The 26,238-nt window shown below is 38.8% G+C and carries 27 protein-coding genes, 1 other RNA gene and 1 pseudogene; 4 read left to right on the top strand and 25 right to left on the bottom strand.

What is annotated here, in order from left to right; genetic code table 11:
• Positions 1–588: 588 nt before the first annotated feature.
• Both EM808_RS07235 and spo0A read right to left on the bottom strand, forming a co-directional pair.
• Positions 589–1,572: a tyrosine-type recombinase/integrase gene (locus EM808_RS07235; RefSeq protein WP_127737512.1), complete on the bottom strand. Its 984-nt coding sequence runs from the start codon at positions 1,570–1,572 to the stop codon at positions 589–591.
• 159 nt (positions 1,573–1,731) lie between these two features.
• Positions 1,732–2,526 (bottom strand): sporulation transcription factor Spo0A, encoded by a 795-nt coding sequence (gene spo0A, locus EM808_RS07230; protein WP_127737511.1) that lies wholly within the window; start codon positions 2,524–2,526, stop codon positions 1,732–1,734.
• Positions 2,527–2,950: 424 nt separating this feature from the next.
• Here spo0A and EM808_RS07225 point away from each other — a divergent pair, with 424 nt between their 5' ends.
• Positions 2,951–3,868: a 1,4-dihydroxy-2-naphthoate polyprenyltransferase gene (locus EM808_RS07225; protein ID WP_127737510.1), complete on the top strand. Its 918-nt coding sequence runs from the start codon at positions 2,951–2,953 to the stop codon at positions 3,866–3,868.
• A gap of 35 nt (positions 3,869–3,903) precedes the next feature.
• Here the strand turns inward: EM808_RS07225 and spoIVB are convergent, their stop codons facing one another.
• The 20 genes from spoIVB to spoIIIAA all read right to left on the bottom strand — a co-directional run bounded on the left by spoIVB (position 3,904) and on the right by spoIIIAA (position 21,950).
• Entirely contained in the window at positions 3,904–5,190 is a 1,287-nt protein-coding gene (gene spoIVB, locus EM808_RS07220) for a SpoIVB peptidase (RefSeq protein WP_412973740.1), read from the bottom strand.
• A 248-nt stretch (positions 5,191–5,438) separates the two neighbouring features.
• Positions 5,439–7,127, bottom strand: coding sequence for a DNA repair protein RecN (recN, locus tag EM808_RS07215; protein ID WP_127737508.1), 1,689 nt, complete (start codon positions 7,125–7,127; stop codon positions 5,439–5,441).
• 15 nt (positions 7,128–7,142) lie between these two features.
• On the bottom strand, positions 7,143–7,592 hold the full coding sequence (gene ahrC / locus EM808_RS07210; protein ID WP_127737507.1) for a transcriptional regulator AhrC/ArgR: 450 nt from the start codon (positions 7,590–7,592) through the stop codon (positions 7,143–7,145).
• 232 nt (positions 7,593–7,824) lie between these two features.
• The gene (locus tag EM808_RS07205; protein WP_127737506.1) at positions 7,825–8,643 is read right to left on the bottom strand and encodes a TlyA family RNA methyltransferase; all 819 of its coding nucleotides are present in this window, start codon (positions 8,641–8,643) and stop codon (positions 7,825–7,827) included.
• 7 nt (positions 8,644–8,650) lie between these two features.
• On the bottom strand, positions 8,651–10,543 hold the full coding sequence (dxs, locus tag EM808_RS07200) for a 1-deoxy-D-xylulose-5-phosphate synthase (RefSeq protein ID WP_127737505.1): 1,893 nt from the start codon (positions 10,541–10,543) through the stop codon (positions 8,651–8,653).
• 414 nt (positions 10,544–10,957) lie between these two features.
• A complete protein-coding gene (locus EM808_RS07195; protein WP_127737504.1) occupies positions 10,958–11,842 on the bottom strand; it encodes a polyprenyl synthetase family protein in 885 nt (294 codons plus the stop codon).
• Positions 11,843–11,846: 4 nt separating this feature from the next.
• Positions 11,847–12,077 carry an exodeoxyribonuclease VII small subunit gene (gene xseB / locus EM808_RS07190; RefSeq protein ID WP_127737503.1) on the bottom strand — a complete coding sequence of 77 codons (231 nt, stop codon included), beginning with the start codon at positions 12,075–12,077 and terminating at the stop codon, positions 11,847–11,849.
• A 7-nt stretch (positions 12,078–12,084) separates the two neighbouring features.
• Positions 12,085–13,428 (bottom strand): exodeoxyribonuclease VII large subunit, encoded by a 1,344-nt coding sequence (xseA, locus tag EM808_RS07185; protein WP_127737502.1) that lies wholly within the window; start codon positions 13,426–13,428, stop codon positions 12,085–12,087.
• 112 nt (positions 13,429–13,540) lie between these two features.
• Positions 13,541–13,930, bottom strand: coding sequence for a transcription antitermination factor NusB (gene nusB, locus EM808_RS07180; RefSeq protein ID WP_127737501.1), 390 nt, complete (start codon positions 13,928–13,930; stop codon positions 13,541–13,543).
• Between the two features lie 295 nt (positions 13,931–14,225).
• The gene (locus EM808_RS07175) at positions 14,226–14,633 is read right to left on the bottom strand and encodes an Asp23/Gls24 family envelope stress response protein (RefSeq protein WP_127737500.1); all 408 of its coding nucleotides are present in this window, start codon (positions 14,631–14,633) and stop codon (positions 14,226–14,228) included.
• A gap of 14 nt (positions 14,634–14,647) precedes the next feature.
• Entirely contained in the window at positions 14,648–16,006 is a 1,359-nt protein-coding gene (gene accC, locus EM808_RS07170) for an acetyl-CoA carboxylase biotin carboxylase subunit (RefSeq protein ID WP_127737499.1), read from the bottom strand.
• A gap of 16 nt (positions 16,007–16,022) precedes the next feature.
• A complete protein-coding gene (gene accB, locus EM808_RS07165) occupies positions 16,023–16,499 on the bottom strand; it encodes an acetyl-CoA carboxylase biotin carboxyl carrier protein (protein WP_127737498.1) in 477 nt (158 codons plus the stop codon).
• 236 nt (positions 16,500–16,735) lie between these two features.
• Entirely contained in the window at positions 16,736–17,296 is a 561-nt protein-coding gene (locus EM808_RS07160) for a SpoIIIAH-like family protein (protein ID WP_127737497.1), read from the bottom strand.
• Between the two features lie 13 nt (positions 17,297–17,309).
• Positions 17,310–17,996 carry a stage III sporulation protein AG gene (spoIIIAG, locus tag EM808_RS07155; RefSeq protein ID WP_127737496.1) on the bottom strand — a complete coding sequence of 229 codons (687 nt, stop codon included), beginning with the start codon at positions 17,994–17,996 and terminating at the stop codon, positions 17,310–17,312.
• Between the two features lie 7 nt (positions 17,997–18,003).
• On the bottom strand, positions 18,004–18,624 hold the full coding sequence (gene spoIIIAF, locus EM808_RS07150; RefSeq protein WP_127737495.1) for a stage III sporulation protein AF: 621 nt from the start codon (positions 18,622–18,624) through the stop codon (positions 18,004–18,006).
• A 14-nt stretch (positions 18,625–18,638) separates the two neighbouring features.
• Entirely contained in the window at positions 18,639–19,853 is a 1,215-nt protein-coding gene (gene spoIIIAE, locus EM808_RS07145) for a stage III sporulation protein AE (protein ID WP_127737494.1), read from the bottom strand.
• 29 nt (positions 19,854–19,882) lie between these two features.
• Positions 19,883–20,275, bottom strand: coding sequence for a stage III sporulation protein AD (gene spoIIIAD / locus EM808_RS07140; RefSeq protein ID WP_182103747.1), 393 nt, complete (start codon positions 20,273–20,275; stop codon positions 19,883–19,885).
• 11 nt (positions 20,276–20,286) lie between these two features.
• Complete coding sequence (spoIIIAC, locus tag EM808_RS07135) at positions 20,287–20,493, bottom strand: stage III sporulation protein AC (protein WP_127737492.1); 207 nt, start codon at positions 20,491–20,493, stop codon at positions 20,287–20,289.
• Positions 20,494–20,510: 17 nt separating this feature from the next.
• On the bottom strand, positions 20,511–21,026 hold the full coding sequence (gene spoIIIAB / locus EM808_RS07130; protein WP_127737491.1) for a stage III sporulation protein SpoIIIAB: 516 nt from the start codon (positions 21,024–21,026) through the stop codon (positions 20,511–20,513).
• Positions 21,027–21,950 (bottom strand): stage III sporulation protein AA, encoded by a 924-nt coding sequence (gene spoIIIAA / locus EM808_RS07125; protein WP_127737490.1) that lies wholly within the window; start codon positions 21,948–21,950, stop codon positions 21,027–21,029.
• Between the two features lie 196 nt (positions 21,951–22,146).
• On the opposite strand from spoIIIAA, the gene EM808_RS07120 reads away from it, so the two are divergent.
• The 3 genes and pseudogenes from EM808_RS07120 to EM808_RS29960 all read left to right on the top strand — a co-directional run bounded on the left by EM808_RS07120 (position 22,147) and on the right by EM808_RS29960 (position 24,209).
• Positions 22,147–23,517 carry an alkaline phosphatase gene (locus EM808_RS07120; RefSeq protein ID WP_127737489.1) on the top strand — a complete coding sequence of 457 codons (1,371 nt, stop codon included), beginning with the start codon at positions 22,147–22,149 and terminating at the stop codon, positions 23,515–23,517.
• A 104-nt stretch (positions 23,518–23,621) separates the two neighbouring features.
• Positions 23,622–24,047: pseudogene (locus tag EM808_RS07115) on the top strand (M23 family metallopeptidase); the annotation flags it as partial.
• Positions 24,048–24,074: 27 nt separating this feature from the next.
• The gene (locus tag EM808_RS29960) at positions 24,075–24,209 is read left to right on the top strand and encodes a LysM peptidoglycan-binding domain-containing protein (RefSeq protein ID WP_328169781.1); all 135 of its coding nucleotides are present in this window, start codon (positions 24,075–24,077) and stop codon (positions 24,207–24,209) included.
• Between the two features lie 54 nt (positions 24,210–24,263).
• Here EM808_RS29960 and ssrS read toward each other — a convergent pair.
• The 3 genes from ssrS to EM808_RS07100 form a co-directional block, all read right to left on the bottom strand.
• Positions 24,264–24,454: non-coding RNA, 6S RNA (gene ssrS / locus EM808_RS07110), on the bottom strand.
• Positions 24,455–24,513: 59 nt separating this feature from the next.
• Positions 24,514–25,071, bottom strand: coding sequence for an elongation factor P (efp, locus tag EM808_RS07105; protein ID WP_127737487.1), 558 nt, complete (start codon positions 25,069–25,071; stop codon positions 24,514–24,516).
• A 20-nt stretch (positions 25,072–25,091) separates the two neighbouring features.
• The gene (locus EM808_RS07100; protein ID WP_127737486.1) at positions 25,092–26,153 is read right to left on the bottom strand and encodes a M24 family metallopeptidase; all 1,062 of its coding nucleotides are present in this window, start codon (positions 26,151–26,153) and stop codon (positions 25,092–25,094) included.
• Between the last annotated feature and the right edge of the window lie 85 nt (positions 26,154–26,238).

Below are 26,238 nucleotides of genomic sequence, written 5' to 3'. Positions count from 1 at the left end.
CTATATCAACTTATATTAATTTCATCGCTTAAATTCACCATTAAACAAAACTATTGCAATATAAATTGTTACACTTTCTTATATAAAAACTTAAAAATTACTTGAATTTTTCAAGGTAAATAAAAAAAGAGCAGTCATAGACTGTTCCTTTTATGGTATTCTGTAAACTCTCTTCAATATAAAGGGATTATTATTCTAACACCCTAGTTATAGTTCATAATGAAGGACAGCATTTATCTTATCTATTCTAAAAAATTTATCTTTTTTTGCAAACTCTGTTGTTCCCACATAAGTTTTAAAGACTAGAAAACCAAAAATATATCTTGTGTCACCTCCATCCCAATCATTAATAAAGTAGAGTTTACCGTATTTCGTAATTATGCATTCTGCCACTTATAAAACATGAGATAATTTGATTGATAAAAAAAGAAGCAGCCAACCCGCTTCCCTAACTTATCAAATATCAATATTATTTTTACGATTATACTTTGAAATCTAAAAACCCTAAAGTTCCCCATTTATTTCGCATCATAAGTGTTCATCCAATGCTTTTTTTCCAAGTTTATATCATCAATATGTAAATAAAAATTAATGCTTAACTCCCCATTTAGATAATGGGCTATGTTGTTGATACTTCTTACCGATTTCCTCTCTCGTTAAGTCCATATATGCTTGTTCCGTTACTGTGACAGAACTATGACCCAAAATGCGGCTAAGTGTATAGAAATCCCCGCCATTCAACAAATAATGCCGTGCAAAGTTATTCCGTATTTGATGTGGATGTATTTTAAGACCTATTTGCTCCCCTGCTTGTTTAAGTTGCTTTTCAAAGGATTGGATTGATAGTAATGTATTTCTCGTTGTTGGAAAAAGCAATTGTGTTTCTGTATACCTATCCTTAAATGTCAAATAGTGCTTTAGTTCTCTTGCCATTACCTGAGAAAAGTATACGTACCTTTCCTTTCTTCCTTTTGTTTTGGTAACTAAAATCATTCGATGTTTAAAATCGATTGATTCAACTTCTAGTGCTAAACATTCACCAATCCTCATACCTGTATCTTGAAGAATCATGGTAATAACTTTATTTCTATATCCATGAAACTTTGTGTAATCAAACTGTGACAGCAAATGGTTAAATTCTTCTTGGTTTATTCCTGCTTTTTGTCTTCTCTCCGTTTTAATTTGCTTTATATTTAAGACTGGATTCCTGTGTAGTTCACCTTCTTGCTGTAACCAATTGAAAAACACTTTTATATTTCTTACATAGTTATTAATCGTTACATTAGAAACTGTTTTCTTAAAGTCCCGTCTATTCTGAGGATGATTCATTGTTTTAGAAAATTCTCTGTTAACAACAGTATACTTACCTCGCTCTTGCAAATAAGCGACGTATTGACGTATATGACCTGCCTTAACTCGTTGAACATCCTCAATATCATGTTCTCCTTTTAAATACGCTAGGAATAGCCTTAATGACTGCTCATACGATGATAAAGTTTTTGGTGATAGGTTCTTACTTTGACAGGCTAATAAAAAATCCTCTAGATAAAATTCTAACTCAGTTAACTTCACTCTTTACACTCCCCATCTCCAACAAATACAAAACCCAATAAATCAAATGATTTATTGGGTGAGATGGTAAAAATTTATAGGCTTTAATCCGAACAGAAAGTTTAATTACAAAGAATTGGTTGGCTTAGCAAAAACTAATAACCCAATCATACCATGCTATCAGGAAGCCTTATGCTCCAATCTCAGCTTATCTGCCACAATCGCGATAAATTCTGAGTTCGTTGGTTTTGCTTTGGACATGCTGACAGTGTAGCCGAACAATGTGGAGATGGAATCGATGTTGCCTCTGCTCCAAGCGACTTCAATAGCATGACGAATTGCCCGCTCTACACGGCTTGCTGTTGTATTGTATTTTTTAGCGATGTCAGGGTAAAGTACTTTTGTGATGGATCCTAACAATTCGATATCGTTGTATACCATGGAGATTGCTTCCCTTAAATAAAGGTATCCTTTAATATGTGCTGGTACGCCGATTTCGTGGATAATGCTTGTGATGCTTGCATCAAGGTTTCTTGGTTTCTGCTCTTGTTGTGATCTGTAAGAAGTGGATGTTGGGCTTTTGCGAACAAAACTATTCGACTTGCCGCTTACTTGACGGATATGGCTTGCTAAATAATCCATATCAAATGGTTTTAGTATAAAGTAGGATGCGCCAAGATCAACAGCTTTTTTCGTAACATCCTCTTGTCCGAAGGCTGTGAGCATAATAACGTTTGGCATCGAAGGAATATTCAGCTGCTTCATTCTTTCCAAAACCGCCAGACCGTCCAAATGAGGCATAATGATATCCAAAAGCATTACATCAGGCTGAATGTCTTCCAATAATTCCAAACATTCCTGTCCGTTATGAGCAATACCGACAACTTCCATATCCTCTTGAGAATTTATGTACTCCTCAAGCAATCCAACAAGCTCTCTATTGTCATCGACGACACATACTTGTATTTTCTTCAATGATAGTTTCCTCCTCAATATCCATATCTCTCTATTTATTCTTTTATTCTAAATGACAATTTCGACAAAGTAACTAAAATTCCTTTGATTTTATAAAAAAATATAGAAAAACTCGTTTTTTCTCATGAATTCTCTCATTTTCGACCTCATTCGCCATTTTACTTCCCTGAATGAACATTTGTCGAAAAATCTTTATAGACTTATTATACACCCTATATATGGTAATAATAAAGAATTAATTAATAAACACGCTATATTTTAAAGAATATAAATGAAAACAGCATATTTCAGATTTTTATAACTAAAAAAAGATGGCGATTTTATGAATACGCTCTTGTTGCTGATAGGAAATTTAAGTTATTATATAAGGTGGACTTTCACATATTGTACTTTTAGAAATGGTTTTAAAGAAAGGATTTTTTTTATGGAAAATGTTGCAAAGAACGATCAGCCTACACATAAAGTATTGTGGCAGCTGACGAGACCACACACGTTAACTGCTTCTTTTGTTCCCGTTTTTATAGGGACAGTTTTAGCATTACAATATGAACAGATTCATACTGGCTTGTTTTTAGCCATGCTATTTGCTTGCTTGTTCATTCAAATAGCTACAAATTTGTTCAATGAATACTATGACTTCATTAGGGGATTAGATACAGCTGATTCAGTAGGAATTGGTGGAGCTATCGTAAGGCATGGTATGAAGCCAAAAACAGTGATGAATTTGGCGATTGCCTTATATACTGCTTCCCTCTTACTTGGTGTATATATCTGCATGAGCACAAGCTGGTGGATTGCTCTTGTTGGGGTGTTAGGAATGGCTATTGGCTATCTTTACACAGGTGGGCCGCTACCTATTGCATATACACCATTTGGTGAATTATTTTCAGGGATTTGCATGGGAACGATCTTCATTTTGATTTCCTTCTATATTCAAACAGGTTTTGTTAATGAACAAAGCATTTTAATTTCAGTGCCAATTGCAATCTTAATCGGATGCATCAACTTATCTAACAATATAAGAGATATTGAGGAAGATACACTTGGCGGCCGAAAAACAATTGCCATTTTAATGGGATTTGAAAAAGCTGTTCAGCTTCTTGCTGTATTGTTTATCATCTCTTATGTTTGGATTCTTGGCCTTGTAATATTTGGTATCAGCAGTCCGTGGTTATTAATTGTGTTTCTTAGCATTAAAAAACCGATTCAAGCAATTAAAGGCTTTAAAGGAAGCCGCAGTGAAACTCCAATTGCGATGAAATCAACGGCACAAACGAATACATTTTTTGGGTTGTTTTTAGGAATCGGCATTTTGCTTGATTTTATCTTCTCAAACCTATAAGTAAAAGCGCACCGTAATGGTGCGCTTTTACTTATTTAGGAAGCTTTTTGCTTTCCTTTTTCATATATGTCAATTCCTGCTTCATTCAGCATCCATTCAATATGGACACCATAACCGCTTGTCGGGTCATTTACGAACACATGGGTAACGGCACCAATTAACTTGCCATCTTGAATGATTGGGCTTCCGCTCATCCCTTGAACAATACCACCGGTTTTCTTGAGTAGCTCTTTGTCTGTAACCTTGATTACCATTCCTTTTGTTGCTGGGAACTTTTGCGGTACAGAGCTGACCACTTCGATATCAAATAGCTTCACTACATCATTATCAACAACAGTTAGAATTTGGGCTGGTCCCTCTTTCACCTGATCTGATAATGTGATTGGCATAGCCTTATCCATAATTCCATTTGTCATTCCTCTATTCAGTTCACCGAAAATTCCAAATGGGCTGTTTGTGGTAATATTACCGATTACTTCTTTGTCAGAGGAGAAGCGTGCCAGCTTTTCACCTGGGTTGCCATTTTCACCTTTTTCAATGCTAGTGACAGTTGAACGTAAAATTTCACCGTCATCCACAACAATTGGTTTTTTTGTATCCATATCGGAAATAACATGACCTAAAGCGCCATATTTTTTTGATTCAGGATGATAGAACGTCATCGTTCCAATGCCAGCTGCTGAATCTCTAATATATAAGCCTAATTTAAATGTGTTGGAACCTTTTTCCTTTAAAGGTTCTAATTTAGTTTTAATTGTGTCTTTTTCACGCAATATTGTTAAGTTAAGCGGCTCTCCTGTTTCTCCTGCACTTTGGACAAATGGTGCCACATCCGCCATCTTTTCAATTTTTTTGCCATTGATTTCTGTAATCATATCTCCTACTTTAATGCCAGCTTTTTCACCTGGTGATGCCTTGCCTTCCACTGTATTCACCTGATGATGTCCAACAATCAGTACGCCAACTGAATTTAGCTTCACCCCGATAGATTGTCCTCCAGGGATAACTTTAAAGTCTTTTAAAACATTCACATCAACCTTTTTAATCGGAAAGCCTGCCAGCTCTAAAACCATCTCGTTTTTACCATTCTCTTCACCATGCAGCGAATACTCCCCTTCATCTTGACTTAGGGCAACGACTGAGTTATCCTCCGTAACCATGCTTGATGCGGGTATGGATGAACTGTTTAACACTATATTCTGGCCTTCAAAGATAGTGACGCTTTTTGGGATATGAAGATATTCTTGAAAGGGTTTGTTAAAGCTTATAGAAATTAATGAAACAAGGAGAATTCCACCAATTATTTTTCTTAGGAAATCCATTTTCAAATCATTCACTCTCCTCGCTTCTAATCACCAAATTCTTGGCTTATATATAAGTTTGCCTGCATGGTGGTCATTTATTACTGTAAAAACTATAAAAAACCTGCACACTTTGGTTAGTAATAGCAATTTTGTAAAACGTGCATAACGAATTAAGCAAAATGCAATTTATCTTATTAGGTATAATCTCATACAAATTTTTTTCTTATTAAAAATAAAAACCCCTGTTAAACAGGGGTTTCCTTGTTCTATCTTTTATTCTTGACCTTTTGGGCCAATTTTAACAGCTCTTTTGCATGTTTTTTTGTTAAATCCGTAATTTCAGTTCCGGAAATCATTCTCGCAATTTCCTTTATTTTATCCTGTGTTTCCAATGGAGTAACTGTTGTAGATGTCCGTCCATCATGAATTGCTTTTGCAATGTAAAGATGTGTATCAGACATTGCCGCTACTTGAGGCATATGGGAAATACAAAGCACTTGAGAGCCAGCTGAGACACTCGAAATTTTTTCTGCAATTGCCTGTGCGACTCTGCCGCTTACGCCTGTATCCACCTCATCAAAAATGATGGAGGTGACACCTTGATGCTTCGAGAAAATACTTTTTAACGCGAGCATCATCCTCGACAGCTCTCCACCTGAGACTATTTTAGACAACGGCTTAAGCGGTTCGCCTGGATTTGTAGATATATAAAATTCCACATTATCCATCCCAGCTTTGGAGATATTATCCTCGTCTGAGTTAAATCTTACCTCAAAGATGGTTTTCTCCATATAAAGCTCTTTCAACTCTTGATGAATATCGTCTGTTAATCGAATAGCTGCTTTTTTGCGAAGGGAGCTAAGTTCATTTGCTTCAACAAGCAAATCCTTTTTAATGCTTAATAATTCTTTTTCGAGCATATCAATATGTGTTTCTTTATTTTGAAGCGTTTCTAGCTCTTCCTCAATTTTAGCTGCATATTCTAGTATTTCATCAACAGATTTTCCATATTTTCGCTTAAGTGAATTAATTTCATTCAACCTTGCTTCAATACTATTAAGCCGTTCAGGATCATATTCGAGATAATCAAGGCTGTTTCTCAATCTGCTTGCAACATCCTCAAGAATATAAAAGCTGTTAGACACAGACTCGGAAATATCTGCATATTCCGGGTCAAGACTTGCAGCTTCTTCCATATGCCCCATCACTTCACCAAGCCAGTCGAGCCCTTTTTGCTCACCCTTTAAAGCTGTGTATCCTGTTTGGATGCTTTCAAAAATTCTTTCAAAGTTGCCGAGCCGCTTTCTTTCCTCCAGCAATTCGTCATCTTCATTTTTCTGTAAGTTTGCATTGATGATTTCCTGGTGCTGAAATGTTAGTAAATCAAGACGATGTGCCATTTGCTGTTCATTTTCAGTCAAGTTCATCAGTTTTTTTTGTGTTTGGGTATACGTACGATATAAACCTTCATATTCCTTAAACACAGGTGCAAGCTCGGAAGCTGCATACGTATCAAGAAGCATGAGATGCTTTGTTTCATCCATCAATTCCTGATGCTCATGCTGACCATGTATATCAATAAGACTTGAGCCTATCTCTCTTAATGTGGAGATAGTAATAAGCTTCCCGTTAATGCGGCAGACACTTTTACCGGAAACGGAAATATCTCTTCTAAGGATAATCGTACCTTCTTCAATATCTATACCAAATTCCTGCATTTTCAAAAAGCAAGGATGTCCATTTTCAATATAAAACAGCCCTTCAATTTCTGCCTTTTCCTCTCCATGACGAACAAATTCCGCCGAGCCTCTTCCGCCAACAAGCAGGTTAATCGCATCAATTATAATTGATTTCCCAGCACCTGTTTCCCCTGTCAGAACTGTTAATCCTTTGCGGAAAGAGACGGCAAGTGATTCAATTATGGCAAAGTTTTTGATAGATAATTCATTAAGCAAAATATGTCACCTCTTTTACAGCATATCAAGAAAACGATCTGTAATTGTTTGGCCATCCTCTGCCGTGCGACAAATAATTAGACATGTGTCATCACCGCAAATAGTTCCTAGTATTTCATCCCAATCTAAATTATCAATTAATGCGCCAATAGCTTGGGCATTTCCTGGCAATGATTTTAATACAAGTAAATTGCCAGCAGAATCAATTTTTACAAATGCATCCATTAGTGTTCTTTTTAATTTCTGCAGCGGGTTGAAACGCTGATCTGCTGGAAGGCTGTATTTATATCGTCCGTCCTGAAGAGGTACCTTTACGAGATGCAACTCCTTAATATCTCTGGAAACCGTTGCTTGTGTTACATTATATCCAGCATTTTTCAGCTCATCGACAAGGTCGTCCTGTGTTTCTATTTCATTATTGGAGATAATATCCCTAATTTTAATATGCCTTTGTCCTTTATTCATTGCTATCATTCCTTTAATGGACATTTTGTCCACTGGTTTTTTTAGATTTATAAAGCAAGCTCGATGTCTACCCTTTTAATAAGCCCATAAAAGGCTGTATTCCTATATTTCGACAAAAAACTGCTATATCCTTGTAATTTCATTGTATCTTTATTCTATAATTTGTATGTATTCTTTTGCAATCCAAAAAGGAATAAGTTGAACTTATTCCTTTGGAAGAGTCCTTATTAACTTATTGCTTTGCTTTCTTCAATTCCTCATGTGCACTTTCAACAACCGCATTTACATCAACTAAAGTGTCTTCGCCGCCAAGTTCTGACCAGTGAAGATGAAGAAGAAATTCAATATTGCCATCTCCGCCTGTTATCGGTGAGAAGGAAAGGTTTTTGATTTGATAGCCTTCTTCTTTGGAAAATGCAATGATTCTTTCCAGAACATCTGCATGGACCTTCTTATCCCTGACAATTCCTTTTTTACCAACTTGCTCTCTGCCTGCTTCAAATTGCGGCTTCACTAATGCAATAATATCACTGCCTGAAGCAAGTAAGGTTTTTAATACAGGAAGAATCAGCTTTAAGGAAATGAACGACACATCTATCGAGGCAAAGTTTGGCATTTCTCCTTCCAAATCTGCAGGAGTTACATACCGGAAATTCGTGCGTTCCATTACAATAACTCTTTCATCCTGTCTTAACTTCCAAGCCAGCTGATTATAACCAACATCTAATGCATAAGACAATTTCGCACCGTTTTGCAAGGCACAATCTGTAAAACCGCCTGTTGAAGCGCCAATGTCCAGCAATACTTTGTCTTTTGCAGTTAGATCAAACACCTCAAGTGCTTTTTCTAGCTTCAAGCCACCGCGGCTTACATATTTAAGTGTTTTTCCTTTTACTGTGAGCTTGGATTCCACGGCGATTTTTTCTCCTGGTTTATCCAATCTCTCTTCGTCGCAATAGACGATTCCAGCCATAATCGCTCTTTTTGCTTTTTCTCTCGTTTCAAATAATCCTTGCTCCACCAATAAAACATCTATGCGTTCTTTCTTCATTTATTATCTAAGCCCTTTTTTGTTTTTTTCTCGCAATCGAGTTAATTCTTTTAACTGCTTCTTCTGTTGTTAAATGAATTTCTGCTAATAAGGAATCTACATCACCATGCTCAACAAACTGATCAGGAATTCCCATTCTGTCAATCACAGTGGACCCAAAGCCAGCTTCTTGTGCATATTCAAGCACATAGCTTCCAAATCCACCTTGAAGAACTGCCTCTTCTATCGTTAATATTGGCATTTGCTGCTTGAACAATTCTGTAAGCATCGCTTCATCTAATGGTTTAATAAATCTTGCATTTATTACCTTCACAGATATTCCTTGCTTTTCTAAAATTTCCGCCGCACTCATCGCCATACCAATTGTCGTTCCGAAGGTCAAAATTGCTGCATCGCTACCCTCTCTAAGAACTTCCCATGACCCAATTGGAATACACTTTAATTCCTCATCCATAGGGACACCAAGTCCATTACCACGTGGGAAACGCATTGCAATCGGACCTGCATCATATGAAATTGCCGTATTTACCATATGCTGCCCTTCGTTTTCATCCTTAGGCATCATTAGCACTAAATTCGGCATATGACGCAAGAATGAAATATCATATACACCTTGATGTGTTTCACCATCTGCTCCAACAAGACCTGCACGGTCAATCCCAATAAAGACATTTAGGTTTTGCCTGCACACATCGTGAAGCATTTGATCATACGCTCTTTGTAGGAATGTGGAATAAATCGCCAAAAATGGTTTCATTTTTTGTGTGGCAAGTCCTGCTGCCAAAGTAACAGCATGCTGTTCAGCAATCCCAACGTCGAGCATTCTGTTTGGAAACTCTGCTGCAAAGCTTTCCAGTTTAGAGCCTACAGGCATTGCTGGAGTTATAGCAACAATTCTTTCATCCTTCCGCGCAAGCTTCAGCACAGTATCGCTGACAAGCTTGCTCCAAGCAGGAGCAGTATTAACAGGCTTCACAATAGCACCTGTTTCAATTTTATAAGGTCCTGTTCCATGCCATGTTCCAACTTTATCCTCTTCAGCAGGAGAATAACCCTTACCTTTTTTCGTTATAACATGCAAAAGAACTGGTCCTTCTGTTTTTTTAGCATAATTTAAATGCTCGATTAAATCTTCATAGTTATGGCCGTCCACCGGGCCTAAATAAGTAAATCCAAGCTCTTCAAAAAACACACCGGAAACAAGCAGATATTTTAAGCTATCCTTGATTCTTTCTGCTGTTGCTGCCATCTTTCCGCCAACTGCTGGAATTTTCTTCAACAGCATTTCGAGCTCATCTTTTACCCATTGGTATTTACCGGCCGTTCTTAACCTGCCGAGTACATGATGTAATGCACCAACATTTGGTGCGATACTCATTTCATTGTCATTAAGAATGACAATCATGTTTGTTTTTTCATCACCAATATGGTTCAAGGCCTCTAAAGCCATTCCGCCAGTCAGTGCACCATCTCCGATAATTGGCACAACAAAAGAATCTTCCTTCTTTAAATCTCTCGCGACAGCCATTCCCATTGCTGCTGACAAGGAAGTGGAGCTATGGCCAGTTTCCCATACATCATGCTCACTCTCATTCATTTTTGGGAAACCAGACATGCCTTTATACTGTCTTAATGTATCGAAATCCTTTGCTCTACCAGTCAAAATTTTGTGGACATAAGCTTGGTGCCCAACATCCCAAATAAATTTATCCTTCGGACTGTCAAAGCACTTATGCAAAGCAATTGTCAATTCGACAACACCAAGATTCGGGCCGATATGTCCGCCTTTCGTCGACAGTGTATTTATTAAAAACGTACGAACATCTTCACTCAACTTCTCGAGTTCTTCCATTGATAAGTCTTTTAGAAAGGCTGGATTCTTTATTGACAATAAATCCATCGTTAACAACTCTCTTTCATTCAATTTAAACCTTATATTATGAACTTGTGCTTATTTTTACTTTTCACGTAATTAGTTTATTGTTATGTATGCTTAGCATAATCTTTTTTTCTTATTACTAGCTATACATGTTAAATATGTATTATACCATTCAACCATCCTTAATAGGAAGTAATTCTATATAGGTCTTACTATGTGGTTAAAGAATAGGTTACTGCAATTAATCTTTTTAAACCGTTTTCGCGTCAAAAGTACATATATGCTTATTTTAACATAAAGCTCCTAAAAATAACCGCTAACACTAAGTGATAACGGCCATATATCAGCATATTCTTCATGTATAAGGTTAAATCGTCTTGTATAAAGCGGTTTCTTCCTCACTATATACCCTTATTCTTCCTGCATTAAACAACGTCAGCTGTTGCGATTCCCGACTAAATCTGTCATTTCCTCTAAAAGCCCTGTTTTAAGTGAAAGCTGATTAAGTTTTTCTTTAGCAGCACTTATGTGGTATGTCAGCTCTTTTTTAGCACCATCCATCGTTAAAAGAGCAGGGTATGTACTCTTATGATTATGCACATCACTGCCAAGCGGTTTGCCAATCAGTTCTTCATCGCCTTCCACATCCAAAATATCATCTCTTATTTGGAAAGCAAGACCTAAGTGATAGGCAAAGCTTGTCAAAAGCTCCATCTGCTCCTTATCCGCACCTGCAAGGACTGCGCCTATCAGGATGCTTGCTTCAAGCATTTTCCCGGTTTTGTGGACGTGGATATATTCAAGGTCTTCTTTAGAAAGATTTTTTCCTTCGCCCTCTATATCTCCAACCTGTCCGCCAACCATTCCTTCTGCACCTGCAGCTTTAGCGATTATTTCGAGCACTTTTATCTTTGTTTCCGCATCAAATTTCATTGCGGTTACTAGCTGAAAGGCATATGTTAAAAGAGCATCACCAGCTAATATGGCAATTGCTTCACCGTAAACCTTATGATTTGTTGGAATGCCTCTTCGCAAATCATCATCATCCATGCTTGGTAAATCATCGTGAATCAATGAATATGTATGAATCATTTCAATTGCTGCTGCAGGAAGCAGACCCGTTTCCGGATCTTTTCCGAATGCAGACATCGTCGCAAAGGTGAGCAGTGGACGAATTCTTTTCCCTCCAGCAGAAAGCGAATAATGCATAGAGTCTAGGATGATTTCTGGTGCTGCAAGCTGTGATACGCTATTTTTCAGTTCCTGTTCTACAAGTTTTTTATATTTTTCCGTAAAAGCTGTTAAAGAGAGACCAGACAATCGCTTATTCCTCCTCGTTTATGGAGAAAGCTTCTTTTTGCCCATTGTCTAAAACAATTTCTGCAAGCTGCTCTTCCACATTTTTTAATTTATCATGACAAAACTTAGACAGTTCCATGCCTCTTTTGTATGTATTGATTGCTTCTTCTAGAGGAACATCTCCCTCTTCAAGCTTTTCTACGATTTTCTCTAGCTCTTCCATCGCTTCTTCAAAAGACAATCCATTTTTAGCCATCGTTCTTTCACTCCTTAATAGATGTTACTCGTGCCTCCACTGTTCCATCAGATAGACGCAGTTCAATTTGTTCATCCTTTTTTACCTGATTGATGCTGGAAATCAATTTCCCTTCAGGAGAATAAGCCAGGTTATAGCCTCTTTCCATAATTTTCAGCGGGCTTAACGCATCCATTTTCCCAATAATCGATTGGAACATATGTAATTTTTTCTGGTGTATTAGATTCATGTTTCGTACGAGGTTTTTTTCCAAATTAACTCTGTCTTTTTCTGCATTATGCAGCAGCTCTTGCGGATGACTTCTGCTAAGACGTCTCGTGATTAACTCGTGCTTTTCTTCTTTAAGCAAAAACAGTTTATTTATATTGCGCTGTAATAATTCATTTTGCCTGTCCAATTGCTCCATTTTTTGGTCAAGCAGCAATTTCGGATAGCGAAAAGCGTAGGATTTTTCCATTTTTCCGAGCCTGTGCTTTTCCTTATCGACTCTTTCCTTTGTTGCCCGAATTAATCTTGCTTTTCTTGTCAGCACCCTTTCCATAAGCTCCTCCATATGTGGGGCTGCCATTTCGGCTGCTCCTGTTGGTGTCGGGGCTCTTAGGTCTGCTACAAAGTCAGCAATTGTAAAGTCTGTTTCATGGCCAACCGCGGAAATAATAGGGATAGAAGAGGCAAAAATCGCATTTGCTACCGTTTCCTCATTGAATGCCCATAGTTCTTCAATGGATCCTCCACCTCTACCGACAATCAGTACATCGATATGGGGCGTTTCCATGCTGTTAGCCTTGTCGATAGCTTTCACGATAGATGGTGCTGCTGCTTCCCCTTGCACAAGGGCGGGAAAAATGATAATTTTGGCAATTGGATATCGCCTTTTGATGGTGATAAGTATGTCCCTGATGGCTGCACCTGTTGGAGATGTGATAATCCCAATCGTATCAGGATATTTAGGGATAGGTTTTTTATGGGCAGCAGAAAACAGTCCATCTGCCTCCAATTTCTTCTTAAGCTGCTCATAAGCAAAGTACAGGTCGCCGATACCGTCTGGCCTCATTTCTTGAACATACATTTGATATTGGCCGCTTTGCTCATACACAGTAACGGAAGCCTTCACAAGGACCTTCATGCCGTTTTCCGGCTTGAATTTCATTCCTTGGGCACTTCTGGCAAACATGACAGCAAGGATTCTTGCCTTATCGTCCTTTAAGGTGAAGTACATATGCCCACTGCTATGCTGTTTGAAATTTGATATTTCTCCCTTAACATGGACATGCTGCAAATGGGGGTCGGCGTCGAATTTTCTTTTTATGTATTTCGTTAAAGCTTGTATTGTTAAATACCTATTTTCCATTTTAAACGCTCCCTTACAGGATAAAAGGGAATGGCAGTGTTCTGCTTTCCCTTTTTGTTTTACGCGTATCTCTATTTGTCAACGATTCTTTCTATTTCCCGCTTCATAAGCTTTACAAACTGTTTTTGATTTTAGAAAGCAGTCCATTAACAAACTTGCTGGACTTGTCGTCACCATATGCTTTTGCAATTTCTACCGCTTCATCAATGACAACATTTGCCGGCACTTCTTCTGAACCATATACTAGTTCATAAACAGCAATTCTTAAAAGATTTCTGTCAACATTGGCAATTCTGTCGATTGTCCAATTTTCCAAATGCTTGCTTATATTCTCATCAATTGATACTTGGTGGTCTAGCACTCCATTAACAAGTGCAGACAGATATACATCTGGTTTTTCGCCATCAAGTGCATGGATGATCGCTTCATTCTTGTCTATTTCACTTAGGTCAATTTGAAATAACGCTTGGAGCGCCTTTTCCCTTGCCGTTCTTCTTTTCATTTCCTTTATGCTCCTTTAAACACTTGCATGATTAAAACATGCTTGTCCATTATTCTTTTCAAGAATCCATGTTTTGGACTCTTTATTCTTATGTCATACGGCCATTTCCATATTACCATCTTAACATGCTAAAAAGATAATAGCATATATAGACAGAAACTTCTATTCGCCTTTCCACTTTTGGAGACTTTTCGCACTAAAAAAGCTGCCAAGAGCCATTGCAGCTTTTTCTACACATAGCTTGGAACGCTATATGTAGAAAAAGTTAAGCATATCCTCAAAGCAGCTTATTTATTTACATCTCTTGCTGTGTTTCTGTGTCTTGTTTAGCATTCTCAAACTGAACGCCAACCACATGTATATTAATTTCTTCTGCCACTAACGCTGTCATATTGAGCAGTGTTTGGCGAATATTATCTTGTATTTGCTGTGCGACTTGCGGGATGGAAATGCCAAAGTTCATTACACAGTAGACATCCACCTTTATGCCATCTTCAGCGAGCTCCACTTTAACTCCTTTGTTGTGCAGCTTTTTACCCAGCTTTTCCACAACTCCAGAAGCAAAGTTTCCTCTCATTTGGGCTACACCCTCCACTTCAGATGCTGCAATCCCAGCGATTACTTCGATGACTTCAGGAGCAATTTCCACTTTCCCCAAGCCAGTGTATTCCTGGTTCATATCTAAAATAGTTGATTCGCTCATTTTGGTTCCTCCCTTTAATCTTCAGATTTCATCAAATCATACATCTCTAAAAACTTTGTGTTGAAGTTTCCTTCCACAAATTTTTCATGATTAAGGAGTTTCAAGTGAAACGGAATTGTTGTATGCACGCCTTCAATAACGAATTCACTAAGTGCGCGCTTCATACGTGCGATTGCTTCATTTCTTGTCGCGCCATATGTAATCACCTTCGCGATCATACTGTCATAGTATGGCGGGATTGTGTAGCCTGGATATGCTGCTGAATCAACACGAACACCTAAACCGCCTGGCGGAAGATACATATTGATTTTTCCAGCTGATGGCATGAAGTTCTTCGCAGGATTTTCAGCATTGATACGGCATTCAATCGCCCATCCATTAAATTCAACATCCTTTTGTGTTACAGCCAATGGTTTTCCAGATGCTACTAGTATTTGCTCTTTTATTAAATCAATACCTGTGACCATTTCTGTAACAGGGTGCTCTACTTGAATACGCGTGTTCATTTCCATGAAGTAGAACTGTTGATTTTGGTAATCGTAAATAAATTCAACCGTGCCTGCACCGCTGTATTTCACAGCTTCTGCTGCCTTAACTGCAGCTGCACCCATTCTTTCACGAATTTCCTCTGTCAATACTGGAGAAGGCGTCTCTTCCAAAAGCTTTTGCAATCTTCTTTGGATAGAACAGTCTCTTTCACCTAAATGAATTACTTGGCCGTAGTTATCTGCAAGTACTTGCAGTTCAACATGACGGAAATCTTCAATGAACTTCTCTAAATAAACACCAGCATTACCGAAAGCTGTTAAAGCTTCCTGTTGAGTGATATTAATTCCATTGATAAGCTCTTCTTCTGTTCTCGCAACACGGATACCTTTACCGCCTCCGCCTGCAGTTGCTTTAATGATAACAGGATAGCCAATTTCCTCTGCAAGACTGATGCCTTCCTCAACATCTTTAATGATGCCTTGAGATCCTGGCACAATCGGAACACCAGCTTCGCGCATTGTTTCTCTCGCAACGTCTTTTGTTCCCATTTTATTAATAGCTTCTGGACTTGGTCCCACGAAGGTAATGTTGCAATCACGGCAAAGCTCTGCGAAGTCGGCATTTTCTGCCAAGAATCCATATCCAGGATGGATTGCATCACTGCCAGTCAGCATTGCTGCACTGATAATATTTGTAAAGTTCAAGTAGCTTTCCTTAGAGGAAGTCGGCCCGATGCAAATAGCTTCATCTGCGAGCTGAACATGAAGGGCTTCTCTGTCCGCCTCTGAAAATACTGCTACCGTTTCAATATTCATTTCACGGCACGCTCTGATAATCCGTACCGCTATTTCTCCTCTGTTTGCGATTAATAGCTTCTTAATCATATGTTAAACCCTCTCTTTACAGAGCCTTCACTAAAAATAAAGGTTCACCGTATTCTACTAGCTCGCCGTCTTTAACAAGAATTTCAACAATCTCCCCTTCAACCTCTGCAGTGATTTCGTTGAATAGCTTCATTGCCTCTACAATACATACTACTGTATCTTTTGACACTTTATCTCCAACAGACACATATGCAGGTGCATCAGGTGTTGCAGATTGATAGAAAGTTCCTACCATCGGCGAAGTTACTTTATGTAAGTTCTCATTTGAGCTTACCGCAGGAGCTTGAGCCACTTCTTCTTGGACTACTGGTGCTGCTTGCGGCTGAACTGCTTGAACTTGCTGTGCAGGTGCACTTACAGCTGCGATTGCTTGAACTTCAGGACGATTTTTTTTGATTTCTACTTTTGCTCCTTCATTTTCATATACGAAGTCGCTAATGTTTGAATCGTTGATAAGGTTAATCAGATCCTTGATTTCTTCTATTTTTAACATGCTTTTGCACTCCTTCATTACAATTCTTTATGACTAGATACTAATATCATACGATAAGACCTTCTAATAGTTCAACCACTTCTATCATTCAGTATCATTTTTCTTGCAGATTTTTATTCCTTCTGCTAAATTATCATACCATTTTCTGCAGAAAATAACTATTCACATCCTTTTTTCTTCTGACAAATCTAAAAAAAGGCAAAAAGGAAAGCTGTCTTTCCTTTTTGCCTTTTATCTTATTTTGGATCGATTTTTACTGCAACAAAGGCATTTGGCTGATTTAAGTTTTCTCTAACTAATTGGACGATATCATTAGCTGCTTCAGCAGATAGCTCACCAGCTTTTACAGTCACATTCACTTTTCCATCAACAGCACGGACAAGAACATCATCATAATTTTCCGCTTTAATAAGTGTTTCCATCATTTTTTCATTATCAGACAGCTTTTGCAGCTCCTCAATTTTGTCTTGAGCCGCGCTTTTTTCCTCAGCTGTCTTTGCTTCTGACATTGTTTCAGTCAGCTGCTCTTCTTCCTTACTGCGCTGTTCATCCAACTGTAATCTCATTTCTTCAAATACTTCATCTGAGGCGATTGTTGATACAGAGCTACCATCTTCTGCCGCTTGCTCTCCTTTAGCATTTTCAGTAGCTTTTTCCTTTGCCGTATTTTCCTTCGCTGCATCTTCTGTTGCCGCAAATTCATTTGTCTGTTCTGGTGAAGTTGTGTAATACACTGTCAATACAACCACTAAGCTTAACATTGTCAATAACCATACCGTTTGCTTTTTTAATAACATTTATGAATCCCCCTTAATTTTGTTTTGCTTGAACAGATACCCGGTGGCTTGGGACATCTAATGCCCTTGTAACTGCCTCGACTATCATGCTTTTCACTTTTATATTTTCAGCTCCTTTTGCAATGACAAGAACACCTCTAATTGTCGGCTTCTTCGTTTCCACCACAATCGGAACTTGCTTATCTCCATTTGGCACTGTTACCAAACTCTCTTCTGAGGAGTTCTCTTCAACAGTTCGTTTTCCACCCTGAGGATCCTCTTCTTGTGTTGTCTGGCTTGAATTGGTCTTATTCTTCTCATACACCTTCGTCTCAGAGCCATCAATATTGACATAAACAACTGCGTCCTTCACGCCAGCCATTGCGTTGATCGCCTCTTTTATCTGTTCTGTGTAGAGTTTTTCGTAATCAGTAATGTCTGTTGACTTTCCGGATTTTTGACCAAATACCTCTTCTGCCTGGTCTGTGCTTGCTGTCTCGTTTTGACTGAATGCCGAGACATCTGCGTTACCATCTTTAAAGAACATATTGCTTAAAAGCATTATGGCAGCCCCGAACAATACAACAATAATTAAATACTGGGCCTTCCCCTGCTTTTTGTTGTTGTTGCCAGACAGCATTTTTTTCAGAAAAGTGATCGGCCCCTGTGAATTGTCCTTGTCCTTGGTCTTATCCTTATCCTTGTCATTGTCTTTTTCCATGTCTGCACTACTCCCCTCCTTTAGCTAGTATGGCGATGTCACCTTCTGGCACATCCCATTTACCTGATAGAAATGAAACAATATTAGCTGTATCCACTTGTTCTTTGTCACTGCTTTCTGGAAGGGGTTGCTGTGTATCAATGGATACAGGACTGACTGCTTCCACTGCCCCTTGTGACTCCTCATCCGCCTCCTTCAGGACTAGGACAAGTCTGTCTAAATTGTCTGGAAAGCTTTCTTTTGATTGATCATTTAACGATAGTTTAATGGAATCTATTTCGACACCGTAATCTGCTATCAACTCCTTGTTGGCATCCTCCTTCAGTTGGACAGCCATTTTTTCTAATGTATATTCATCAAGTGATGCTTGTATTTCTTTTTTTTGCGATTCTATCGAATTTTCTATATTTTTTTCTTCTGGAAGATTGGTAGTAGCCGCCTCAAGCACTTTTTCAAAATCACCTGAAACAAGCTTAAACACTGGTGTCAGGATAACGGTGATCAGCAAAAGACCACAAACGAGCTTTGCGTATTTTTGAAACGTAGAATTCGGCAGCAGCATATCAATTACTGTAGCCAGCAAAACAAATAGAATGATATTAGTAACCCATTCTGTTATATAGCTCATATTAATCACCTACCTTATTTCATCATCATCGTCACATTGCTTGCGGCGATGATAACGGTAAGACTTAAAAAGAACATGAGGGAAACGATAGCCAAGGCTGCAAAAACATATAGGACGCTTTTGCTGATAATGTCTAAACAGTTGATGACAGGGCCGCCTCCAAGCGGCTGAAGCAAAGCTGCCGCAAATTTATAAATAATCGAGATTACTAAAATTTTTAATGCCGGAAAAGCAACAATTATTAAAAGAATGGCAACACCGGCAATCCCGACCGTGTTTTTCAGCAAAAGTGAGGCACTAATAACGGTATCAGCTGTATCTGTGAACATCCTGCCTATTACTGGGATAAAATTTCCTGCTACGAATTTAGCTGTACGCAATGTAATTCCATCTGTAACAGCAGTCGATATACCTTGGACAGATAAGACACCTAAGAAAATTGTCAAAAAAATGCCAAGGATGCCAATGCTGATATTGCGAAGCAAATTACCTAGCTGTGTCACCTTATACTGACTTGATAAACTGCTGACAATATGCAGCAATGTGGACAAAAACAATAATGGTAATACGACGTAGGAAATCAGCATCCCGCTTGTATTCATTAGGAACAGAATAACGGGATGGAAAAACGCTGCCGATATCGCACCTCCTGATGCTGCCATCAATGCAAGGAGCAGCGGCACAAGCGCCAAAATGAAGCTTGTCATGGTGGTGATCGCCTCATTGGCATAGGTAATCGCGACGTGAAAGCTGTTCAGTGCTAAAATAATCAAAACCATAAACACAATGGAATAGGCTACCTTACTAATGGAGCTGTTTTCAAAGGAGTTTTGCAGCATCTGTAGCAGCATGCTGAAAACAGTCAAGAGAATGAGCGATCCGAGCAGCTTGCCATTCACGACAATTTCATGAAAGATAAACTTCGTTAAGCCAGAAAAAAACATACTGAAGTCAAAATCCTTCTCACCTTTGATAAAGTCATAGAGACTTCCCTTCTGAATCTCTGGCAGATAGCCTCCATACTCACTCGTAATGCTTTCCCAAAAGCCTTTCAGCTCTGTTAAATCAAGACTGTCTATTTGGGATTGAACGACCTCTTCCGGGCTAAATGCCTGACTAGTTGCTGCTTCTTCTGTATCTTCTTGAGGAGATTCTGCTTGTACAACTGGATTAATGAATAAAAAGAATGTGAATAGGAATAATAGTACAATTTTTAGTTTCGTTTTCATTAGTTCACCTCAAGATTAAACATCTTACATTAATTCGGAATCATATTAATGATTGTTTCTACAAGGACTGTTAGGATTGGCACAGCCATTGCCAGGATTAAAATTTTCCCTGCCAATTCAATTTTGGATGCTATTGCACCTTGTCCAGCATCCTTTGTTATTTGAACAGCAAATTCAGCAATATAAGCAATTCCGATAATCTTTAAGATTGTTTCTACATAAACGGTATTCACTTTCGCATTAAGAGCGATTCTTTCCACCATTTCAATGATGGAAGCAATTTGATCAACGAGAAAAAGAAAAATGACACACCCGACAAAAACAACAAGCAAAAAGGCGATATTGGGTTTTTGCTCTTTTATGATTAAGGCTAAAAAGGTCGAAATAAGGGCAATTCCGACTATTTGAAGAATCTCAATGATCGTATCCCCCTTTATCCCTGAAATAAGAAAACCGACTTGATTTTTTGGAATAAGTCATCTACGATGTTGGCGACCATAAATAAAATATAGATAAAGCCAAATAATGTTACCCACTGTGCATACTCTTTTTTTCCAACCTGGTCTAGTATCGTGTGCAAAAATGCTACAACAATGCCGACACCAGCTATCTTGAAGATAATATCCACCTCTAAACCCATTATGTCTCCTCCTAAACCTACATCAATAAAATGACAATCAATAGCCCTGAAAGCACGCCTAAGCTTTTAAACATTTTTTCATATCTCAATTGATGGTCTCTTGCCTCTTGCTCTTCTCTTTCAATATGCGTTAATGTCAGCATAATCTGTTTTTGCTGGGAAGCCCTGTCATGTCTGCCGAGTGTTTCACCGAACTGCTTCATAATTTCCAATTCAGGCTTTTTCATTGCCGTCCTTTTCCAAATGTCATCAAGACAGGTTGTCCAAGCATCCCTTACCGTTGTTTCTTCTGTCATAAGCTTTTGCGAAAAATTTTCAAAAAAAGTGCTTAAGGGCTGATGGAGCTGCTCCGATAAACGTCTGGCCGCTTCATGCAGTGGTGTATGACCGTACATAATTTCTGCTTCTAAAGACTGCAGAGCCGATTTCAATTGCCTAAGCTGCTTCGGTCTTTCACTAAATGATTTTGCTATTTCTATTCCGCCAAGGCTTGTGGTGGCTAAAATGATGATTGCACCAATTATCTTCATCATTTACATCACCTTCATTTCCCTTAAAATCTGTCCATGACCATTTCTAATAGCACTAACAGTCCCAGGACCATTTGCCCTATTCAGCTCTACATATCTTTCAAAGATTCCCGATTCCATAATCGGTTTAAGTGTTGGTCTGTTTTTAATTTCCTCAAAGGAAGTGCCATGTGTAGTCATAATCAGCTGAATACCTGCATTTACAGCTTCTAATATCGCCTCTCCATCCTCCTTGCGGCCAACCTCATCGACAACAAGGACATTGGGACTCATAGAACGGATCATCATCATCATTCCTTCTGCCTTTGGACAGGAATCAAGAACATCTACCCGTGTTCCAAATGTCATTTGAGGAATGCCATCCAAGCAGCCTGCTATTTCAGACCTTTCGTCGACAATACCGACCTTAAGGGCTGGGATTTTGTGCTTTGCATTTCCTGATGAAGCAATTCTCGCTAAATCTCGTAATATCGTTGTTTTTCCTGTTTGCGGCGGCCCAATAATCATCGTATGCAGCCATTTTGCCCCGTTATAGAGAAACGGAGCGAATGGTTCTGCAGAGCCAATTTTCTCCTTTGCTATTCGCACATTAAAGGAAGCAATATCCCTAATCGCCTTGACTGAACTTTCCTCTAAGATAACTTTACCTGCAAGACCAACGCGGTGGCCGCCTTCGACGGTGATATAGCCCCTCTTCAGCTCTTCATCCATTGTATAAACAGAGTAATGACTGAGTTTATTAAGAAACTGAACGGCATCCTCCTTCGTCATTTCCATATCGATAAATCGAACACCGTCATGAAGAGATATTTCCAATGGCCTCCCAATACGGATTCTGATTTCTTCTATTCGCTCTCTTTCAACAGGAGAGAGTGTGAGTAGTTGATCAGCTATTTTTTTGGGCAAAAATGAATAGAATGTGTTCACAGCGCTTTTCTCCTTTTTTAAGGTTGTCCAACTAACAAAATTCACTGGCTTACAATGCGACTTATTAAAATGTATGCACGAAGAACAATATTATGACTGCCTGTTCTCGTTCTTAAGGAGTTTTATAAATACGACTAAAAAGCTGGCAGATTCCAAAAGCTATAAGAAACATTTACTTAAAAAGGAGTCTTTTAGAATGAAAACAAAATTAGTTCGCTCTATCTGTCTGCTTCTCGCTATTTGTATGGCTTTTGGAGGCTTGCCTTATGCTGCTAAAGCAGCAAACGGACCGAAAAATGTCATTCTTCTGATTGGAGACGGAATGGGTCTTGGCCAAATGGAAATTGCGAGTCTATTTGAGCATGGAAAAGAAGGCAGGTTATTTTTGCAGACACTGCCCTACACCGCCCTTGTCAAAACGTACTCTGCAAATAATAATGTGACGGATTCTGCAGCAGGAGGAACTGCCATCGCTATTGGTAAAAAAACAAACAATGGCATGATTGGCATGACAAAGGATGGCAAGGACTCTCCAAGTATCCTTGATGTATTTAAGGCTAATGGAAACAAGACGGCAATTGTTTCGACTAATAGTGTGACAGATGCCACTCCAGCAAGCTTTACAGCAAGCGTTAAGGATAGATGGGCAGATCAGGAGGAAATTGCGAGACAGCAATTAAAAAACAATGTTGACGTCATAATGGGCGGCGGAGCGATGTACTTCGGGAAAAACAGGGAGTTAATAGAAGAATACAAAAATCGCGGATATACGTTTGTCACATCAGACAACGAGCTTGCCTCATCAAATGGTGACAAAATACTAGGCCTTTTCGCGAGCAAGCACCTTTCCTTTAAACAAGATCGAAAGGAGCTAAAAAGCACGGAGCCAACATTGACAGAAATGGCTGGAAAAACGATCGATACACTTGCAAAAGGTAATAATGGATTCTTTGCAGTTATAGAAGGGGCAAGAATTGATCACGCAGCCCACTCAACTGATATTCCGAGCATATGGAAAGAAACAATTGAATTTGATGAAGCTGTCAAATACTGTGTGGAATGGGCGCAAAAACGGAAGGACACTTTAGTGATTGTTGTAGCAGATCATGAAACAATGGGGATTTCAGTAACGGAGCCGATGGACATAAAGGCATTAAAAAACATTCAAATAACACCAGAATTAATGGCACAAAAATTAACGAGGGCTGCAAATACAAAAGATTATACAACAGAAAGTATTATGGAGCTGTTTCAAAAATACGCAAATATCAAGCTAACAAACGAAGAGCTGGCCCAATTTAAGGAAAGAATAAAAAAGCAGGATGGAAGTATTTATCCGGAGCAAAAGGTCGGCAGAGAAATAGGAAGAATCATTGCCAGCCATTATCATGCTGGCATACTTGATGGCACTACACAGCAGTTTAGCAGAACAACGGGAGGTCATACAGGTAATATGATTGCTTTATTTGCTTTTGGAAAAGGTGCAGAAAGGTTCCATGGAGTCATTGATAATACAGATATTTCAAAGATTATTGCTAATATGAAAGGCTATGACTTTGGAAATTAGGCATATACAAAAGGTACAGCAACCTTAGGCTGTGCCTTTTTTCTTTTTATAAATTATGTGTCCAAGCTTCCCTCCTCTTATGTGCATAACATATCTTGGAGGTGATTTCCATGTTTAGGCGACCAACATCTGTTACCAATCTCAGCAACCCTTTCCGAACTACTGGTTCTAACAAGCACTTTGGAGTTGACTTTGCGAAGTCTGGCACAAACCCGATTGTAGCTGCAGCAGATGGGACTGTTTCTCGCTCCTATGTCTCCTCAAGCTATGGGGAGTGCATCATGATTGTCCATCAGGTTGGTGGGCAGGTTTGGGAAACTGTTTATGCTCACATGCGTTCTGGTTCAAGAAGGGTTTCTGTTGGTGAAAGAGTCAAAGCTGGACAAACTATTGGTGTCATGGGCAACACTGGCCAATCAACAGGACAGCATCTGCATTTTGAACTTCATCGCGGAAGATGGAATAGCGCTAAATCAAATGCAGTCAATCCAATTCCTTATTTAGATGAAACCCAAAACCAGCAAAGCACTCCAAGCACACCTGCTAAATCTTATACGATTGCAGCCGGTGATACACTGTCAGCAATAAGCCAGCGATACGGTGTTTCGGTTTCTGCTATTGCTGAAGCGAATAATATTCAAAATGTTAACCAAATTTATGCAGGTCAAAGGCTTATCATACCTGAAAGCTAACTGCATAAGTATGTTGATTTCCACAAAAAAAAAGAAGAGAACAATGTTCTCTTCTTTTTTGCCGCATTTGCCGCTTAGGTGTATGGAGTTTCAAAACCTGCTCCACCAGGTGGGTGTTCGCAAAAGATTTCTTCATATGTCCTAATGAGCTAATCATAAGGCATGCTGATCCTTCTTTAATATAGAACTCCCTAATTAACGATAAAGGTTGAAACTTCATACGATAACGTACAACGCAGCGATTATATTTATATAATACAGCATCCATTCATGAAACGCAAATGGTAAAAACCGTAAACTAAAATTACGCGCGAGATACATAGCTCGCTTCAGCTGTATTGATAATCAATTTGTCACCTTGGTTGATGAAGAAAGGAACTTGCACAGAAAGGCCAGTTTCTAAAATCGCAGGCTTCGTACCGCCAGAAGCAGTGTCACCTTTAATACCAGGCTCTGTTTCTGTTACTTCAAGCACTACTGTATTTGGAAGCTCAACACCAAGTGTTTCTGTTTGGTACATCATGATATAAACTTCCATATTCTCTTTCAAGAACTTCAATTCGTATTCAATTGCATCTGCAGAAAGCTCAATTTGGTCATAAGATTCTTGGTCCATGAACACATGTTGGTCACCGCTTGCATACAAGTATTGCATTTTACGGTTATCAATTTGTGCTTTCGCAACTTTTTCGCCTGCTCTGAACGTTTTTTCTTGAACTGCTCCTGTACGAAGGTTTTTTAACTTAGAACGTACGAATGCAGCGCCTTTTCCTGGTTTAACATGTTGGAAATCCAATACACGCCAAATTCCGTTATCCACTTCAATTGTTAAACCTGTTTTAAAATCGTTTACTGAAATCATAAATGATCCTCCTGTTAATCCTATAAAATAATCAATTCTTTTGGTGAATGGGTTAAAGCTTCATTATGATCATCTGTTATGATAGTATCATCCTCAATGCGAACCCCGCCCAGACCTGGAATATAGATGCCTGGTTCAACCGTTACAACCATGCCTGACTCAAGAACTGTCTCCGATTTAGAAGAAAGCCCTGGTCCTTCATGGACCTCTAAACCGATTCCATGACCTGTAGAGTGGCCGAAATATTCACCATATCCATGTGCACTTATGTAATCGCGCGTCAATGCATCAGCCTGAATACCAGTAAGTCCCGGTTTTATTCCTGCCATTCCTTTTAACTGAGCTTGGAGGACAATATCATATATTTCCTTTAGCTTTTCGTCTGGTTTGCCAACGGCAACTGTTCTTGTCATATCAGACACATATCCTTTATAATATGCCCCGAAATCCATTGTCACAAAGTCGCCAGCTTCGATTAACTTTTCTGATGCCACACCATGCGGCAATGCAGATCTAGTTCCAGAAGCAACAATCGTGTCAAAGGACGATGATACCGCACCTGCTTTTCTCATAAAAAACTCTAATTCATTCGATACTTCCAGTTCAGTCTTCCCAACCTTAATGAACTCAAGGATATGGGCAAAAGCGGCATCTGCGATCTCCGCTGCTTCCTTTAATATCTTAATCTCTTCCCTACTCTTAATCAAGCGTAACTTTTCCACAAGACCAGAAACAGGAACTAGTTCGCCTTTGAATACAGCTTCATACAGTCTGTATTCCGTAAAAGTCAAATAATCCTGTTCAAAACCAAGCTTCTTGATTCCTAGTTTTTCAGCCTGCTCTGCTACTTCCTTTTGAATCGGACCGCTGTGCTTTACAATGTCAAAACCAACACATTGACTTGCAGCCTGTTCTGTATAGCGGAAGTCTGTAATGAATTTAGCTCCCTCTCCACTGATTAACACCACACCAGCAGAACCTGTAAAGTTACTGATATAGCGGCGGTTATAATTGCTGGCGATAACAATGCCATCCACACCAGCAGTTGCTAAAGCTTCCCGTAATTTCGTTAATTTCTCCATTAAGGTTCTCTCCCCGATACTAATTATTTACTAAAATTTTATTCCACTAAAAAGATAGAATTATGTAAAAGCTTCTGAACATTGG

It is taken from the genome of Niallia taxi (assembly GCF_004005475.1).
GTDB classification, from domain to species: Bacteria; Bacillota; Bacilli; order Bacillales; family Cytobacillaceae; genus Niallia; species Niallia taxi.
Note: the sequence above shows the minus strand (reverse complement) of the source record. Positions and strands in the feature narration are given on the sequence as shown.